Source organism: Enterobacter sp. A8 (assembly GCF_004296595.1).
Classification (GTDB): Bacteria; Pseudomonadota; Gammaproteobacteria; order Enterobacterales; family Enterobacteriaceae; genus Enterobacter; species Enterobacter cloacae.
Map to the genome: position 1 here is coordinate 413,800 of NZ_SCMF01000003.1, position 16,883 is coordinate 430,682.

Consider the following 16,883-nt stretch of genomic DNA (forward strand, 5'->3'; position numbering starts at 1 on the left):
CGATCATGACGCAGGATGAACTGAAAAAAGCAGTAGGATGGGCCGCGCTCCAGTACGTGCAACCGGGTACTATCGTCGGTGTGGGTACGGGGTCGACGGCGGCACACTTTATCGATGCGCTGGGCACGATGAAGGGGCAGATCGAGGGCGCGGTTTCGAGCTCCGATGCTTCCACGGAAAAGCTGAAAAGCCTCGGCATTACCGTTTTCGATCTGAACGAAGTGGACCGTCTGGGGATCTACGTTGATGGCGCGGATGAAATCAACGGGCATATGCAGATGATCAAAGGCGGCGGCGCAGCGCTGACGCGTGAAAAGATCATCGCCTCCGTGGCCGATAAATTCATCTGTATCGCGGATGCATCCAAGCAGGTTGATATTCTGGGTAAATTCCCGTTGCCGGTTGAAGTGATCCCAATGGCGCGCAGCGCCGTGGCACGTGAGCTGGTAAAACTCGGCGGACGTCCTGAATACCGTCAGGGTGTGGTCACCGATAACGGCAACGTGATCCTCGACGTTCATGGCCTGGAAATTCTCGACGCGATCGCGCTCGAAAACGCCATCAACGGCATTCCGGGCGTGGTAACAGTAGGGTTATTCGCCAACCGTGGCGCGGATGTTGCGCTGATCGGCACGGCTGATGGCGTGAAAACCATCGTAAAATGATCTGACGGGGGGAGTCCTCCCCCCGCTAAAAAAATTTTGAAAAGCTAAATTCGGTGACTTGTGTCACGTTTTTTGCCTCTCTCTTGCTGAACCTTCCGCATTCACAAATATTTACAGCATTTTACTCTGCTATTTTGCACTGTATGACTTTTCTTCAGAGTGCCGACGCAAACGTTCATATTGCTGCAATAGTTTTTTTTGATATGTTGGCTAAGCGGATTTCAATCCAGCACAACATCAGTTCAGACAAAAAAACAGGGTCGGGTAAATGGCAAAGGTATCACTGGAGAAAGACAAGATTAAATTCCTGCTAGTAGAAGGCGTGCATCAAAAAGCACTTGATAGCCTTCGCGCGGCAGGTTACACCAACATCGAATTTCACAAAGGCGCGCTGGATACTGAAGAGCTGAAAGCGTCCATCCGTGATGCCCACTTCATCGGCCTGCGATCCCGTACTCACCTGACTGAAGATGTTATTGCTGCGGCGGAAAAGCTGGTCGCTATCGGCTGTTTCTGCATCGGTACCAACCAGGTTGACCTGAATGCTGCCGCAAAACGCGGTATCCCGGTCTTCAACGCCCCGTTCTCCAACACCCGTTCCGTGGCGGAGCTGGTGATTGGCGAACTGCTGCTGCTGCTGCGCGGTATTCCGGAAGCCAACGCCAAAGCCCACCGCGGCGTGTGGAACAAACTAGCCGCGGGCTCTTATGAAGCGCGCGGTAAAAAACTGGGTATCATCGGTTACGGCCACATTGGTACCCAACTGGGTATCCTGGCTGAATCCCTGGGCATGCATGTTTACTTCTACGACATTGAAAGCAAACTGCCGCTGGGGAACGCTACTCAGGTTCAACATCTTTCAGACCTGCTGAACATGAGCGACGTGGTGAGCCTGCATGTGCCGGAAAACGCCTCCACCAAAAATATGATGGGCGCGGAAGAGCTGGCGCTGATGAAGCCAGGTTCCCTGCTGATCAACGCCGCACGCGGTACGGTTGTCGACATTTCCGCGCTGTGCGATGCCCTGAAGCGTAAGCATCTGGCGGGGGCGGCTATCGACGTCTTCCCGACGGAGCCTGCAACCAACAGCGATCCATTTAACTCTCCGCTGTGCGAGTTCGACAACGTGATCCTGACGCCACACATCGGTGGCTCTACTCAGGAAGCGCAGGAGAACATCGGCCTGGAAGTGGCGGGTAAACTGAGCAAATACTCCGATAACGGTTCAACGCTCTCTGCCGTTAACTTCCCGGAAGTGTCGCTGCCGCTGCACGGTGGCCGTCGTCTGCTGCACATTCACGAAAACCGTCCGGGCGTGCTGACCGCCATCAACCAGATCTTTGCCGAGCAGAGCGTCAACATTGCCGCGCAGTATCTGCAAACCAACTCGCAGATGGGCTATGTGGTTATTGATATCGAAGCAGATGAAGATGTGGCCGAGAAAGCGCTGCAGAGCATGAAGGCCATTCCGGGGACGATTCGCGCGCGTCTGCTGTACTAAGGGTGAGGTTTGTAGTGTCGGGTGGCGGCTACGCCTTACCCGACCTACGTCGACTGCACGCCTGTTTCACCATTCCCACAACTTCGATGGCGTCACCACCGCCGGCAACGGCACATCCCACTTTTCGACCGGCAAGGCTTCTACCGCCTGACAATCATGCGCATAACCCACCGGTTGCAACCCGTACTGCTGCCAGTTTTGCAACGTTCTGTCATAGAAGCCCCCGCCCATTCCTAAACGCTGGCCCTGTTCATCAAACGCCACCAGCGGCGTAATCAGCACGTCCAGCTGTGACAGCGGCAGCACGTCGCGCACATCCAGCTTCGGCTCGGTGATTTTCAGACGATTCACAACCAGTTCGCTGTGTGGGTGGTAGTGCAGAAACAGCAGGTTCCCTGCGCTAAACGGATGCAGCACCGGCAAATAGACCCGCTTTCCGGCTCGCCAGAGTTGTTCGATGAGTGGCTGCGTATCCAGCTCACCATCAAAAGAGAGAAACAGCGCGACGGTATGCGCCATTACTACAGGCGGATACGCCATCATGCGTGCCGCGGCCTGCTGGGCAAAATGCGCTTGCTGTTCAGGGGTTAACGCCCGGCGACGTTGTCGAATGAGTTGACGAATATCCTGGCGTGAGGCAGAAACTTCAGGGAATTGAGTCATGGTAGTGGTAGAAGAAGAGTGAGGGAATCTCCGAGATGCCGCCGCAGGCTGTAACCCTTGAACCCTTGGTTCAAGGTGAATGTGTCGTCATAGTTTTAAGGCTTCTCGGACGAACCGAGCATGCTCACCAACCATGGAGCGCCACATTCTTGTGGTATGAAATATCGGCTCAGGGGACTGGCCCGCTTGCGAACATCTCAGAGAAATTTTGTCTTCACAGTTACTCTACCATAGTCAACTGAGAAGTGTTATTCAAACTTTGGTCCCGGTCTTTCGGGATTGCGACCTTGATCAAGCAACGCCTGTTCTATGGTCTGCTGGAGCATTTTAATGCGCTGCTCCATGCTTGCCGCGTAGTCGCGGGTCTTCGCTTTTTCCTGAGTCAGTTCATAGCTGATGTTCAACGCGGCGATAAAAACCAGCTGCTCAGTATTTGTGACTCTAGTGCGTTCTTTAAGATCTTGCAACCGCTGATTCAAATCGTCCGCAGCCTGATTCAAAGCATCCCTTTGTTCAGGAGGACAATTCACTCGCAGTGAACGGCCAAAAATCTGGAGATCGACGGGTTGTGCAGACATGCCACCTTCCTGCTGATTGACTGCGCTGCCTTCGCTTACTGCCCCGGGGGCTGCGAAGGGGCGACACTATAGCTACCCTGATGTGAAGATACAAGCCCTTTTCTGGTATCACCAGGGTCCAAAGTGGTAGCATATCATGAATATTCCTCCCTTTGATGACGAAAGCTCATGTCTATACAGAACGAAATGCCTGGTTACAACGATTTAAACCAGTTACTGAACCAGCAGGGTGTGGGTTTAACCCCTGCCGAAATGCACGGTCTGATCAGTGGCATGCTATGCGGCGGAAACAGCGACAGCTCATGGCAGCCGCTGATCCACGACCTGACGAACGAAGGGCTGGCGTTTGGTCATGAACTGGCGGAAGCGCTGCGAAAAATGCACTCGGCAATCAGCGATTCGCTGGAGGACGATGGCTTCCTTTTTCAGCTTTATCTGCCTGAAGGCGACGATGTCAGCGTGTTCGATCGCGCCGATGCGCTGGCCGGTTGGGTAAACCACTATCTGTTGGGGCTGGGTGTAACGCAGCCTAAGCTTGATAAAGTGACCGGCGAAGCGGGTGAAGCGATCGACGATCTGCGTAACATCGCGCAGCTGGGTTACGACGAAGAAGAAGATCAGGAAGAGCTGGAGATGTCTCTCGAAGAGATTATCGAGTACGTTCGCGTGGCGGCACTGCTGTGCCACGATAACTTCACCCGCTCGCAGCCAACCGCACCGGAAGTTCGTAAGCCAACCTTACATTAAGAAAAATAACGCACAGGAGGGTGTCATGGTTATCTCTCATCAAGAGTATTCCCGTCGTCGTCAGGCGCTGCTGGCAAAAATGCAGCCCGGAAGCGCTGCGCTGATTTTTGCCGCGCCCGAAGTGACGCGCAGTGCCGACAGTGAATACCCCTATCGCCAGAACAGCGATTTCTGGTACTTCACCGGGTTCAATGAACCGGAGGCGGTACTGGTGCTGATCAAGAGCAATGACACCCACAACCACAGCGTGATTTTCAACCGCGTACGGGATCTCACCGCGGAGATCTGGTTTGGTCGCCGCCTGGGGCAAGAGGCCGCGCCCGCGAAACTGGGTGTGGACCGTGCGCTGGCGTTCAGCGAAATCAACCAGCAGCTCTATCAGTTGCTGAACGGGCTGGATGTGCTTTACCACGCGCAGGGTGAGTATGCGTATGCCGATGAGATAGTCTTCACCGCGCTGGATAAGCTGCGTAAAGGCTCCCGGCAGAATCTCTCCGCCCCGGCCACGCTGACGGACTGGCGCCCGGTGGTCCACGAGATGCGCCTGTTTAAATCGCAGGAAGAGCTGGACGTTATGCGTCGTGCAGGCGAAATCAGCGCGCTGGCTCACACAAGGGCGATGGAAAAGTGCCATCCCGGCCTGTTTGAATATCAGCTGGAAGGCGAGATTCACCACGAGTTCAACCGCCACGGCGCGCGTTATCCCTCTTACAACACCATTGTCGGTGGCGGTGAAAACGGCTGCATTCTGCACTACACCGAAAATGAAAGTGAACTGCGTGACGGCGATCTGGTGCTGATTGATGCAGGCTGCGAATATCAGGGCTATGCGGGCGACATCACCCGAACCTTCCCGGTGAACGGTAAGTTCACCCCCGCGCAGCGCGAAATTTATGACATCGTTCTTGAATCTCTTGAAACCGCGCTGAAGCTCTATCGCCCCGGCACCTCCATCCAGGAAGTGACCGGCGAAGTGGTGCGCATCATGATTACCGGCCTCGTAAGGCTCGGGATTCTGAACGGTGATGTGGATACCCTGATTGCTGAAAATGCGCATCGCCCCTACTTTATGCACGGCCTGAGCCACTGGCTGGGGCTGGATGTGCATGATGTGGGTGCGTATGGTTCAGAACGTTCTCGCGTGCTGGAGCCGGGTATGGTGCTGACCGTTGAACCGGGGCTCTACATTGCGCCGGATGCCGACGTGCCGGAAGCGTACCGTGGAATTGGTATTCGCATCGAAGATGACATTGTCATCACCGAAACCGGTAACGAAAACCTGACCGCGGGCGTGGTGAAAAACGCCGATGACATTGAGGCGCTGATGGCAGCGGCACGCCCATGAGCGTGATTATCGTTGGTGGGGGGATGACGGGAGCTACGCTGGCGCTGGCCATCTCGCATTTGACGAAAGGGCAACTTCCGGTCCATCTGGTGGAGGCCGTGGCGCCAGAGGCGTCCGACCATCCCGGGTTTGATGCCCGCGCCATTGCCCTGGCTCAGGGGACCTGCCAGCAGCTCGCTCGAATTGGCATCTGGCAGGCGATTGCGGATTGTGCGACGGCAATTAACACCGTTCACGTCAGCGATCGTGGCCATGCCGGGTTTGTGACGCTGGACGCGCAGGATTACCGCATTGATGCCCTGGGTCGGGTGGTTGAACTTCACGACGTCGGGCTGCGTCTGTTCCGTTTATTGCAGGATGCCCCGGGCGTGACGCTCCATTGCCCGGCACGCGTCGCCAGCTTCAGCCGCAGCGAAGCGGCGGTCAGTGTGACGCTGGAAAACGGCACGGTTCTGGATGGCCAGCTTCTGGTCGCCGCCGATGGTTCACGTTCTGCGCTTGGCACCCAGTGCGGCGTGGAATGGCGCGCCCAGCCTTACGGACAGGTCGCCGTTATTGCTAACGTTTCCACGGCGGGAGAACACAACGGCAGGGCGTTTGAACGTTTCACTCAGCACGGCCCGCTGGCCATGCTGCCGATGTCAAACGGACGCTGCTCGCTGGTGTGGTGTCATCCCCAGGATAAAGCGGCTGACGTTGAGGCCTGGTCCGACGACCGTTTCTGTACCGAACTGCAAAAAGCCTTTGGCTGGCGGCTGGGGCGTATTACCCATGCGGGAAAACGCGCTGTTTACCCGCTGTCGCTGACCACGGCATCTCAGTCCATCTCCCATCGCGTGGCGCTGGTCGGCAATGCCGCGCAGACGTTGCACCCAATCGCCGGGCAAGGCTTCAACCTTGGGCTACGCGACGTGATGAGCCTGGCAGAGACTCTGTCCCAGGCGTGGCATGAGCAAAAAGATTGCGGCGCGTATCCGGTGCTCAGCCATTATCAGAAGCGACGCCGGGCCGATAAAGAAGCGACTATCGGCGTCACCGATGGCCTGGTGCATCTGTTTGCCAATCGCTGGGCACCGCTGGTTGCAGGCCGCAACCTTGGGCTGATGGCGATGGAATTATTCATTCCGGCACGTGACGTGCTGGCGCAGCGGACCCTTGGTTGGGTCGCGCGTTAAGGAGTTATCACCGTGCAAAATGTTGATGTCGCCATTGTAGGCGGCGGAATGGTAGGGCTGGCGCTGGCCTGTGGTTTACAGGGCAGCGGTCTGCGCGTGGCCGTGCTGGAGCAAAATCTGCCTCAGCCCGTTGCGCACGATGCGCCGCCGGAACTGCGCGTCTCGGCAATTAATGCCGCCAGCGAAAAACTACTGACGCGCCTTGGCGTCTGGTCAGATATCGTGGCGCAGCGTGCCAGTTGCTATCACGGAATGGAAGTGTGGGACAAAGACAGCTTTGGCCATATCGCGTTTGATGATGAAAGCATGGGCTATAGCCATCTGGGTCATATCATCGAAAATGCCGTCATTCACCATGCGTTATGGCAAAAAGCGCAATCCTGCAGCGATATCAACCTGATGGCGCCCGCGCAAATCCAGCAGGTGGCATGGGGCGAAAACGAAGCGTTTCTCACCCTGCAGAGCGGCGACATGCTCACCGCGCGGCTGGTGGTGGGCGCGGATGGCGCAAACTCGTGGCTGCGTAACAAGGCGGATATTCCCCTGACCTTCTGGGATTATCGTCATCATGCGCTGGTAGCAACCATCCGTACTGAAGAGCCGCACGGCGGCGTTGCGCGCCAGATTTTCCATAACGACGGTATTCTGGCATTTCTGCCGCTGAGCGATCCGCACCTGTGCTCGATCGTCTGGTCTCTGGTGCCGGAAAAAGCACAGCTGATGCGCGAGGCGACGCCAGAGGCGTTTAATCAGGCGCTATGCATGGCGTTTGATAACCGTCTTGGTCTGTGCACCCTTGAGAGCGAACGCCTGGTATTCCCGTTGACCGGCCGCTACGCGCGCCAGTTTGCGGCGCACCGTCTCGCGCTGGTGGGTGACGCGGCGCATACCATTCATCCGCTGGCCGGACAGGGAGTTAACCTTGGCTTTATGGATGCGGCAGAGCTGGTGAATGAGCTGCGCCGTCTGCACCGCGAAGGTAAAGACATTGGCCAGCATCTCTACCTGCGTCGCTACGAACGCAGCCGCAAACACAGCGCGGCGGTGATGCTGGCAGGCATGCAGGGCTTCCGCGAGCTGTTTGCCGGGGCAAATCCGGCGAAAAAACTGCTGCGCGACATCGGCCTGAAACTGGCCGACACCCTTCCGGGCGTAAAACCTCAACTCCTTCGTCAGGCGATGGGTCTTAACGATCTTCCCGACTGGTTACGTTAATCTCGATCCCCGTCACACTTTATTTACCCGGCCTCTGCGCCGGGTAAATATCCTCGTTTGAAATAATCTAATTTCACGCCATTTTTCGCATTAGATAATCTAATCTGGCTATTTTTCCGTTACGGAAATTTGGCCCGTTTTTCCGCATGAAATATCACCATGTGCTAAATATTGTTAGATCGTTGTTAATTTTATGCGGGTTGAATCGCATTTTACCAGTGAATAATTCTGTAGGCTTTTCAGCGTTTTTTGGTCATAAGCTAATGTGATGACCTGTTTTACCTTATGGTTAACCGTCGGTTTCGGTGGTAAGTTCAGGTAAAAGAGAACGTTTGCGTCGGTGCCGAATGACGGGGCCGATACCGGGATTCACGGTGAATTTTTCAACGAGGAAAAGATGGCTCAACAGACTCCTTTGTACGAACAACACGTGTTATGCGGTGCACGTATGGTGGACTTTCATGGCTGGATGATGCCGCTGCATTACGGCTCCCAGATTGATGAACACCACGCAGTGCGTACCGATGCCGGTATGTTCGACGTCTCCCACATGACAATTGTCGACCTGCGCGGTAGCCGCACCCGGGAGTTTTTGCGTTATCTGCTGGCAAACGACGTCGCAAAACTGAAGACGCCAGGTAAAGCGCTCTATACCGGCATGCTAAATGCCTCTGGCGGCGTGATTGACGACCTTATCGTCTACTACTTCACTGAAGATTTCTTCCGCCTCGTTGTAAACTCCGCCACCCGCGAAAAAGACCTCTCCTGGATTACCCAACACGCTGAACCGTATGCCATCGACATCACCGTCCGTGATGATCTGTCGCTGATCGCCGTACAGGGGCCGAACGCGCAGGCGAAAGCCGCCACGCTGTTCAACAACGAGCAGCGTGAAGCCACCGCTGGCATGAAGCCGTTCTTCGGCGTGCAGGCGGGCGATCTGTTTATCGCCACCACCGGCTATACCGGTGAAGCGGGCTATGAAATTGCCATGCCGAATGAAAAAGCCGCCGATTTCTGGCGTGCGCTGGTGGAAGCAGGCGTCAAGCCTGCAGGACTGGGCGCGCGCGATACGCTGCGTCTGGAAGCGGGCATGAACCTTTATGGTCAGGAGATGGACGAAAGCGTCTCTCCACTGGCCGCTAACATGGGCTGGACCATCGCGTGGGAACCGGCTGACCGCGAATTTATTGGCCGTGAAGCGCTGGAGATGCAGCGCGAAAAGGGCACTGAACAGCTGGTTGGCCTGGTGATGAAGGAAAAAGGCGTGCTGCGCGGCGAACTGCCGGTACGTTTTACCGATGCAGACGGCAATCCGCGTGAAGGCGTGATCACCAGCGGTACCTTCTCCCCGACGCTGGGCTACAGTATTGCACTGGCACGCGTGCCGGCCGGCATTGGCGAAACGGCGGTGGTACAGATCCGCAACCGCGAAATGCCGGTCCACGTGACCAAACCGATTTTTGTTCGCGCCGGTAAGCCGGTCGCCTAATCATTTTTATCAGGAGAACTTCAATGAGCAATGTGCCAGCAGAACTGAAATACAGCAAAGAACACGAGTGGCTGCGCAAAGAGGCGGACGGCTCTTATACCGTTGGGATCACCGAGCACGCGCAAGAGCTGCTGGGCGACATGGTGTTTGTTGACCTGCCGGAAGTGGGCGCGACCGTTAGCGCGGGCGATGACTGCGCTGTCGCGGAATCTGTTAAGGCGGCATCCGATATCTATGCACCGGTGAGCGGCGAAATCATTGCCGTCAACGACGCGCTGAGCGACTCCCCGGAACTGGTCAACAGCGAACCGTATGAAGGCGGCTGGATCTTCAAGATCAAAGCCAGCGACGAATCACAGGTTGCTGCGCTGCTGGATGCCACCGCATACGAAGCCCTGTTAGAAGACGAGTAAGCCATTATCCCTCTCCCTTCGGGAGAGGGAACTTATATTCACTGCACGTTTCAGGAACCATCGCTCATGACACAGACTTTAAGCCAGCTTGAAAACCGTGGCGCCTTCATTGAACGTCACATAGGGCCGGATGCTCAGCAACAGCAGGAGATGCTGAAGACAGTTGGCGCGGATTCATTAGACGCACTGATCGGCCAGATCGTGCCAAAAGACATCCAGCTTGCCACGCCACCACAGGTGGGCGAGGCGACGACTGAATTTGCTGCGCTGGCAGAATTAAAGGCCATTGCAGCCCTTAACAAGCGCTATAAGTCTTACATTGGCATGGGTTATACCAACGTGCAGTTACCGCCGGTGATCCTGCGCAACATGCTGGAAAACCCGGGCTGGTATACCGCGTATACCCCCTATCAGCCGGAAGTGTCCCAGGGCCGTCTGGAAGCGCTGTTGAACTTCCAGCAGGTGACCCTGGATCTGACCGGTCTCGACATCGCCTCTGCGTCTCTGCTGGATGAAGCGACCGCCGCGGCAGAAGCCATGGCGATGGCGAAACGCGTGAGCAAGCTGAAAAACGCCAACCGCTTCTTCGTGGCGGCGGATGTTCATCCGCAGACGCTGGATGTGGTACGCACTCGTGCGGAAACCTTTGGCTTCGACGTGATTGTCGACGATGCCGACAAAGTACTGGATCACCAGGATGTCTTTGGCGTGCTGCTACAGCAGGTGGGCACCACCGGCGAAGTGCATGACTACAGCGCGCTGATGACCGAACTCAAATCCCGTAAAGTCGTTGTCAGCGTCGCCGCTGATTTTATGGCACTGGTACTGTTGACGGCGCCTGGCAAACAGGGTGCGGATATCGTCTTCGGCTCTGCGCAGCGCTTCGGCGTGCCGATGGGCTACGGCGGCCCGCACGCGGCATTCTTTGCGGCAAAAGATGAATTCAAACGCTCCATGCCTGGCCGTATTATCGGTGTGTCAAAAGACGCTGCCGGTAACACTGCGCTGCGCATGGCGATGCAGACGCGTGAGCAGCATATCCGCCGCGAGAAAGCGAACTCCAACATTTGTACCTCGCAGGTTCTGCTGGCTAACATTGCCAGCCTGTATGCGGTGTTCCACGGTCCGGTTGGCCTGAAACGCATCGCCAGCCGCATTCACCGTCTGGCCGATATTCTGGCCTGCGGTCTGCAGCAGAAAGGCCTCAAACTGCGTCACGCTCACTACTTCGACACCCTGTGCGTTGAAGTGGCGGACAAAGCGGCGGTGCTGGCGCGTGCTGATGCGGCGCAAATCAACCTGCGCAGCGACATCCATAACGCGGTCGGCATCACCCTTGATGAATCCACCACCCGTGTAGATATCGTCAACCTGTTTAACGTGTTGCTGGGCGACGCGCACGGTCTGGATATTGATACGCTGGACAAAGAGGTCGCGCTCGACAGCCGTTCAATTCAGGAAAGCATGCTGCGTAACGATGCGATCCTGACGCACCCGGTCTTTAACCGCTACCACAGCGAAACCGAGATGATGCGTTACATGCACTCTCTGGAGCGCAAGGATCTGGCGCTGAACCAGGCGATGATCCCGCTGGGTTCCTGCACCATGAAGCTGAACGCGGCGGCGGAGATGATCCCTATCACCTGGCCTGAGTTTGCCGAGCTGCACCCGTTCTGCCCTGCCGAACAGGCGGAAGGGTATCACCTGATGATCAACCAGCTCTCCGACTGGCTGGTGAAACTGACGGGTTATGACGCGCTCTGCATGCAGCCAAACTCAGGTGCGCAGGGTGAGTACGCCGGTCTGCTGGCGATCCGCCACTATCATGAGAGCCGTAACGAAGGCCACCGTGATATCTGCCTGATCCCAAGCTCTGCCCACGGCACCAACCCGGCCTCCGCCCAGATGGCGGGGATGGAAGTGGTCGTGGTGGCGTGCGATAAGAACGGCAACATTGACCTCGCTGACCTGCGTGCGAAAGCCGAACAGGCGGGCGATAAGCTCTCCTGCATCATGGTGACCTACCCGTCGACTCACGGCGTGTACGAAGAGACCATCCGTGAAGTGTGTGAAGTGGTGCATCAGTTTGGTGGCCAGGTCTATCTCGACGGTGCGAACATGAATGCGCAGGTGGGCATCACCTCGCCGGGCTTCATCGGCGCGGACGTTTCGCACCTGAACCTGCATAAAACCTTCTGCATTCCGCACGGCGGTGGCGGCCCGGGTATGGGGCCAATCGGCGTGAAAGCGCACCTGGCACCGTTTGTTCCAGGCCATAGCGTGGTGCAGATCGAAGGGATGCTGACCCGTCAGGGCGCGGTGTCAGCGGCACCATTTGGTAGCGCCTCTATCCTGCCAATCAGCTGGATGTACATCCGCATGATGGGCGCGGAAGGGCTGAAGAAGGCAAGCCAGGTGGCGATCCTGAACGCTAACTACATCGCGACCCGCCTCAAGTCAGCCTATCCGGTGCTCTACACCGGTCGTGATGGCCGCGTGGCGCACGAGTGCATTCTGGATATTCGTCCGCTGAAAGAGCAGACCGGCATTAGCGAGCTGGATATTGCCAAACGTCTTATCGACTATGGATTCCATGCGCCAACCATGTCGTTCCCGGTTGCGGGTACGCTGATGGTGGAGCCAACGGAGTCCGAGAGCAAAGCCGAGCTGGACCGCTTTATTGATGCGATGCTGGCCATCCGCATGGAGATCGACCGCGTGCAGGACGGCGAATGGACGCTGGAAGACAACCCGCTGGTCAATGCGCCGCACACGCAGCATGAAATGGTGGCGGAGTGGAATCACGGTTACAGCCGTGAACTGGCGGTCTTCCCGGCCGGTGTGGCAAACAAATACTGGCCAACCGTGAAACGTCTTGATGACGTCTACGGTGACCGTAATCTGTTCTGCTCCTGCGTACCAATGAGCGAATACCAGTAATCGTGTTGATGTAGTAACGTAGGCCGGGTATGGCGAAGCCGCCATACCCGGCTTTTTTATTGGGAGAAAAGAATGGGTATTGCACTTGTAACAGGCGCCAGCCGCGGTATCGGTAAAGCCACCGCGCTGCAGCTGGCAAACGAAGGCTACACCGTGGCGGTGAATTATCACCACAATATCAAGGCTGCGACGGACGTTATCAACCAGATCGTCGGGGCGGGCGGTAAAGCCTTTGCCCTGCGCGCAGATATTAGCGATGAAGCGCAGGTACTGGCGATGTTTGACAGTCTTGACCGAGAAGCTGAGCCGCTGACGGCGCTGGTGAATAACGCCGGGATCCTGTTTGAGCAATCCACTATCGAAAATCTTTCGGCTGAACGCATTAATCGCGTGCTGGCAACCAACGTCACGGGGTATTTCCTTTGCTGCCGTGAAGCGGTAAAGCGTATGTCGCACAAACATGGCGGCAAAGGTGGGGCGATTGTGAATGTCTCCTCCGCGGCGTCACGACTGGGCGCACCGGGTGAGTATGTGGATTACGCGGCGTCCAAAGGGGCGGTGGATTCACTGACAACCGGGTTAGCGCTGGAAGTGGCGGCGCAAGGTATCCGCGTTAACTGCGTGCGCCCTGGGCTTATCTATACCGACATCCATGCCGACGGTGGAGAGCCGGGACGTGTGGATCGCGTTAAGTCGTTGCTGCCGATGCAGCGCGGCGGCCAGCCTGAAGAGGTAGCCCAGGCGATTGTCTGGCTGCTGAGCGAGAAAGCGTCGTACGTGACGGGCAGTTTTATTGAGTTAGCGGGCGGGAAGTAAACCCCTCACCCTAACCCTCTCCCCAAAAGGGAGAGGGGATCAAGCGTAGCGCCGCCCGGCGTTACAGAGTTAAAGCGTCTCACCGTTACTGGCAATCACACCTTTATACCACTCGAAGCTTTTCTTACGGGAGCGCGACATGTCGCCCGTGCCGTCGTCGTGCTTGTTCACATAGATAAAACCATAGCGCTTGCTGTACTGGCCGGTGGTGAACGACACGCAGTCGATACAGCCCCAAGGCGTATAACCCATCAGATCCACGCCATCGTGCGTCACGGCTTTGATCATCTCTTCCACGTGAGCGCGCAGATAGTCGATGCGGTAATCGTCGTTGATGCTGCCATCTTCTTCCACTTTATCGTAGGCGCCAAAACCGTTCTCGACGATAAACAGCGGTTTCTGATAACGCTCGTATAGCTCACACAGAGAGTAGCGCAGACCCACAGGGTCAATCTGCCAGCCCCAGTCAGAGGCTTTCACATGCGGGTTGGGCACGCTGCCTTCAAAGCCTGAAATTGCATCGCCGGTACCGCCTTCTGCTTTGACGGCGTTAGTCATGTAATAGCTGAAACCTAAGTAGTCGCAGGTACCTTCACGCAGGATCTGCTCATCACCCGGCTCCATGTTAATGGTAAAACCACGGCGCTCCCACTCATTCAGTACATAAGACGGGTAATAACCGCGCAGCTGAACGTCGGTAAAGACATAGCGTTCACGCATGGATTCCTGGGCAAACATCACGTCCTCCGGTTTACAGGAGAACGGATAGAGCGCCACCATCGCCAGCATACAGCCGACCTTCATTTCAGGGTTAATACGACGCGCAGCTTTTACTGCCAGGGCGCTTGCCACAAACTGATGATGCAGCACCTGGTACATGGTCTCTTCCGGGTTGTCGTGCTCGGTATAGACCACACCGGAGCAGCAGTAACCGAACAGCGGGGCACGCCAGTTACGCTGGTTGTTGATTTCGTTGAAGGTCATCCAGTATTTGACCTTGTTTTTGTAACGCTCGAAGACCACTTCCGCGAAACGGACAAAGAAATCGACCACTTTACGGTTGGTCCAGGCGCCATATTCCTGCACCAGGTGCAGCGGCATTTCGAAGTGGGAGAGGGTGATCACCGGCTCGATGTTGTACTTTAGCAACTCATCGAACAGATCGTCGTAAAACTTCAGCCCTTCTTCATTGGGCTGCGTTTCGTCACCTTTCGGGAAGATGCGCGTCCAGGCGATAGAGGTGCGGAAACATTTGAAGCCCATCTCGGCAAACAGCTTGATGTCTTCTTTGTAGTGGCCGTGAAAGTCGATGGCCTCGTGGTTTGGGTAGTATTTACCCGGTACCACTTCCTGGGTGATTTCACGGGGAACGCCATGCGCGCCACCGGTCAGCACGTCACAGATGCTCGGCCCTTTGCCGCCTTTGTTCCAGCCGCCTTCCACCTGGTGAGCAGCAACCGCGCCGCCCCATAAAAAATCTTTTGGTAAGGTTAATTTTTTCATCGTTGCTATTCTCAATTCATGACTTATTGAATCGAGTCTAGCAAAGCGACAATAAATGTCACGATATAACAATTTGCCTGAATTGTAATTTGTTACATGCAAAAAACAGGATGTTTTATTCTGTTAATTTCTTCGCCAGTTTACGCCCGAGCGACTCCAGAATATAAATAACGGGGATTTGGGTGGTGATATCATACACGCCTGCAATACGCGTCTGGGGAACATGCCAGGAGAGATTAAAATCGGCCAGTTTTGCCAGCCGCGAATGCTCATGACTGGTAATGGAAAGTACCTTGCAGTGATGCAGACTGAACTGGCTGGCGAAGCGCAGAATCTCTTCCGTTTCACCGGATACCGACAGTACAATCGCCAGCGCATTTTTGGCCATGTCATTGGTCACCGGGAAATAAGGATCGTCGATATGGTTGCTGAATTTACCGATATTAGAAAAGAAGCGTGCACCATATTTTGCCAGCGAGCCTGAGGTCCCTGCGCCGACAAAGATAATTCGCTCGGACGATAATATTATCTCCACCGCTTCATCTAATAATGTATCGAACTCTTCATTATTAACGCTTTTAAAGAAGCTGATAATTTCACTGGCACCAAAATTTATCTGCTGAGGCTCATTCTGCTCCAGATAGAGCTTAAAGCGTACGCGGAATTCAGAGTAGCCTTCGCAGTTGAGTTTGCGGCAAAAGCGCAGGATAGTGGTGGTGGAGACACCCGCCGCGTCCGCCAGTTCGCGGATAGTCATGTACATCACTTTGTCACGATTTTTGATGACATAGTTGTAGACCATCATCTCCAGATTATTGAGACTGGCAATGGCGGCGTGGGTGAACATACTCACAGTGGCATAACTCTCATTCAGACTTCATTGACCCATCATAACATGCAGCCAGAGGGCAGGATCCATTTTTATGCCTTTGATTCATAATGATTAAATTTTAATGTGAACAAATGTAAGGTGAAACTGTTTTTTATATCTATGATTTTTATATATAAATTATGGATTGAAATTATTTTAGCTAACAGGTGTTCACTGGAATCATTCTCAGTTAGCATAGTCATGCGATGAATAATCATCTTTCGTTTTCCCGGAGTTTTGTATGGTGAGCAGACCATTAATCGCACAGGGATATTCACTGGCTGAGGAAGTAGCCAACAGCATCAGCCACGGCATTGGCCTGGTGTTTGGGATTGTCGGTTTAGTGTTATTACTGGTGCAGGCGGTGGACACCAACGCCAGTGCCATGGCCATTACCAGCTACAGCCTGTATGGCGGGAGTATGATCCTGCTGTTTCTGGCGTCGACGCTGTATCACGCCATTCCGCATCAGCGGGCAAAGATATGGCTCAAAAAATTTGACCACTGCGCTATCTATCTTCTTATTGCAGGCACCTACACGCCATTCCTGCTGGTGGGGTTGAACTCACCGCTGTCGCGTGGCCTGATGATTGTGATCTGGAGCCTGGCGCTGCTGGGGATCCTCTTTAAGCTGACCATTGCGCACCGGTTTAAGGTGCTGTCGCTGGTGACCTACCTGACGATGGGCTGGCTGTCGCTGATAGTGGTTTATCAGCTGGCGATTAAGCTGGCGGTAGGGGGCGTGACCCTGCTTGCCGTAGGCGGCGTGGTCTACTCGTTGGGCGTCATTTTCTATGTCTGCAAGCGCATCCCTTATAACCATGCTATCTGGCACGGCTTTGTACTTGGGGGCAGCGTGTGTCACTTCCTGGCAATTTATTTGTATGTGGGGCAGGTGTAGTTTTTACATCTTGCGGCCTGTTGCCCTCACCCTAACCCTTTCCCACAGCGAGAGGGAG

The 16,883-nt window shown here is 55.3% G+C and carries 15 protein-coding genes and 1 other RNA gene; 11 read left to right on the top strand and 5 right to left on the bottom strand.

The window, feature by feature from the left end:
* Positions 1 to 5 precede the first annotated feature (5 nt).
* Together rpiA and serA are read left to right on the top strand one after the other, a co-directional pair.
* Positions 6 to 665 carry a ribose-5-phosphate isomerase RpiA gene (rpiA, locus tag EQV24_RS13945; RefSeq protein WP_013098630.1) on the top strand — a complete coding sequence of 220 codons (660 nt, stop codon included), beginning with the start codon at positions 6 to 8 and terminating at the stop codon, positions 663 to 665.
* A 268-nt stretch (positions 666 to 933) separates the two neighbouring features.
* Positions 934 to 2,166 carry a phosphoglycerate dehydrogenase gene (gene serA / locus EQV24_RS13950; protein WP_130626703.1) on the top strand — a complete coding sequence of 411 codons (1,233 nt, stop codon included), beginning with the start codon at positions 934 to 936 and terminating at the stop codon, positions 2,164 to 2,166.
* Between the two features lie 66 nt (positions 2,167 to 2,232).
* Here serA and EQV24_RS13955 read toward each other — a convergent pair whose 3' ends face one another.
* The 3 genes from EQV24_RS13955 to zapA all read right to left on the bottom strand — a co-directional run bounded on the left by EQV24_RS13955 (position 2,233) and on the right by zapA (position 3,407).
* The gene (locus EQV24_RS13955; protein ID WP_057071752.1) at positions 2,233 to 2,829 is read right to left on the bottom strand and encodes a 5-formyltetrahydrofolate cyclo-ligase; all 597 of its coding nucleotides are present in this window, start codon (positions 2,827 to 2,829) and stop codon (positions 2,233 to 2,235) included.
* 23 nt (positions 2,830 to 2,852) lie between these two features.
* Positions 2,853 to 3,036, bottom strand: a non-coding RNA gene (gene ssrS / locus EQV24_RS13960) — 6S RNA.
* Between the two features lie 41 nt (positions 3,037 to 3,077).
* Positions 3,078 to 3,407, bottom strand: coding sequence for a cell division protein ZapA (gene zapA / locus EQV24_RS13965; protein WP_006811891.1), 330 nt, complete (start codon positions 3,405 to 3,407; stop codon positions 3,078 to 3,080).
* Between the two features lie 168 nt (positions 3,408 to 3,575).
* Between zapA and EQV24_RS13970 the strand changes: the two genes are divergently transcribed.
* From EQV24_RS13970 to EQV24_RS14005, 8 genes are all read left to right on the top strand, one after another.
* Entirely contained in the window at positions 3,576 to 4,154 is a 579-nt protein-coding gene (locus EQV24_RS13970) for a YecA family protein (protein ID WP_013098627.1), read from the top strand.
* Between the two features lie 31 nt (positions 4,155 to 4,185).
* Positions 4,186 to 5,499, top strand: a complete 1,314-nt coding sequence (gene pepP / locus EQV24_RS13975) for a Xaa-Pro aminopeptidase (protein WP_086528234.1) — start codon at positions 4,186 to 4,188, stop codon at positions 5,497 to 5,499.
* On the top strand, positions 5,496 to 6,674 hold the full coding sequence (ubiH, locus tag EQV24_RS13980; RefSeq protein WP_020687080.1) for a 2-octaprenyl-6-methoxyphenyl hydroxylase: 1,179 nt from the start codon (positions 5,496 to 5,498) through the stop codon (positions 6,672 to 6,674). Before pepP ends, ubiH begins: the two co-directional genes overlap by 4 nt.
* Before the next feature lie 12 nt (positions 6,675 to 6,686).
* Positions 6,687 to 7,889 carry an FAD-dependent 2-octaprenylphenol hydroxylase gene (gene ubiI, locus EQV24_RS13985; protein WP_013098624.1) on the top strand — a complete coding sequence of 401 codons (1,203 nt, stop codon included), beginning with the start codon at positions 6,687 to 6,689 and terminating at the stop codon, positions 7,887 to 7,889.
* 397 nt (positions 7,890 to 8,286) lie between these two features.
* Complete coding sequence (gene gcvT, locus EQV24_RS13990) at positions 8,287 to 9,381, top strand: glycine cleavage system aminomethyltransferase GcvT (RefSeq protein ID WP_028028158.1); 1,095 nt, start codon at positions 8,287 to 8,289, stop codon at positions 9,379 to 9,381.
* 23 nt (positions 9,382 to 9,404) lie between these two features.
* Entirely contained in the window at positions 9,405 to 9,794 is a 390-nt protein-coding gene (gcvH, locus tag EQV24_RS13995; protein WP_013098622.1) for a glycine cleavage system protein GcvH, read from the top strand.
* Between the two features lie 66 nt (positions 9,795 to 9,860).
* A complete protein-coding gene (gene gcvP, locus EQV24_RS14000) occupies positions 9,861 to 12,734 on the top strand; it encodes an aminomethyl-transferring glycine dehydrogenase (protein ID WP_029883155.1) in 2,874 nt (957 codons plus the stop codon).
* Between the two features lie 72 nt (positions 12,735 to 12,806).
* Positions 12,807 to 13,550 carry an SDR family oxidoreductase gene (locus tag EQV24_RS14005; RefSeq protein ID WP_013098620.1) on the top strand — a complete coding sequence of 248 codons (744 nt, stop codon included), beginning with the start codon at positions 12,807 to 12,809 and terminating at the stop codon, positions 13,548 to 13,550.
* A gap of 69 nt (positions 13,551 to 13,619) precedes the next feature.
* On the opposite strand, the gene EQV24_RS14010 is transcribed toward EQV24_RS14005, so the two are convergent.
* Both EQV24_RS14010 and EQV24_RS14015 read right to left on the bottom strand, forming a co-directional pair.
* Positions 13,620 to 15,053 carry a 6-phospho-beta-glucosidase gene (locus EQV24_RS14010; protein WP_020687084.1) on the bottom strand — a complete coding sequence of 478 codons (1,434 nt, stop codon included), beginning with the start codon at positions 15,051 to 15,053 and terminating at the stop codon, positions 13,620 to 13,622.
* 115 nt (positions 15,054 to 15,168) lie between these two features.
* Positions 15,169 to 15,900 (bottom strand): MurR/RpiR family transcriptional regulator, encoded by a 732-nt coding sequence (locus EQV24_RS14015; protein ID WP_020687085.1) that lies wholly within the window; start codon positions 15,898 to 15,900, stop codon positions 15,169 to 15,171.
* Positions 15,901 to 16,165: 265 nt separating this feature from the next.
* Between EQV24_RS14015 and EQV24_RS14020 the strand changes: the two genes are divergently transcribed.
* A complete protein-coding gene (locus tag EQV24_RS14020) occupies positions 16,166 to 16,825 on the top strand; it encodes a hemolysin III family protein (RefSeq protein ID WP_003863433.1) in 660 nt (219 codons plus the stop codon).
* The last annotated feature ends 58 nt before the right edge of the window (positions 16,826 to 16,883 follow it).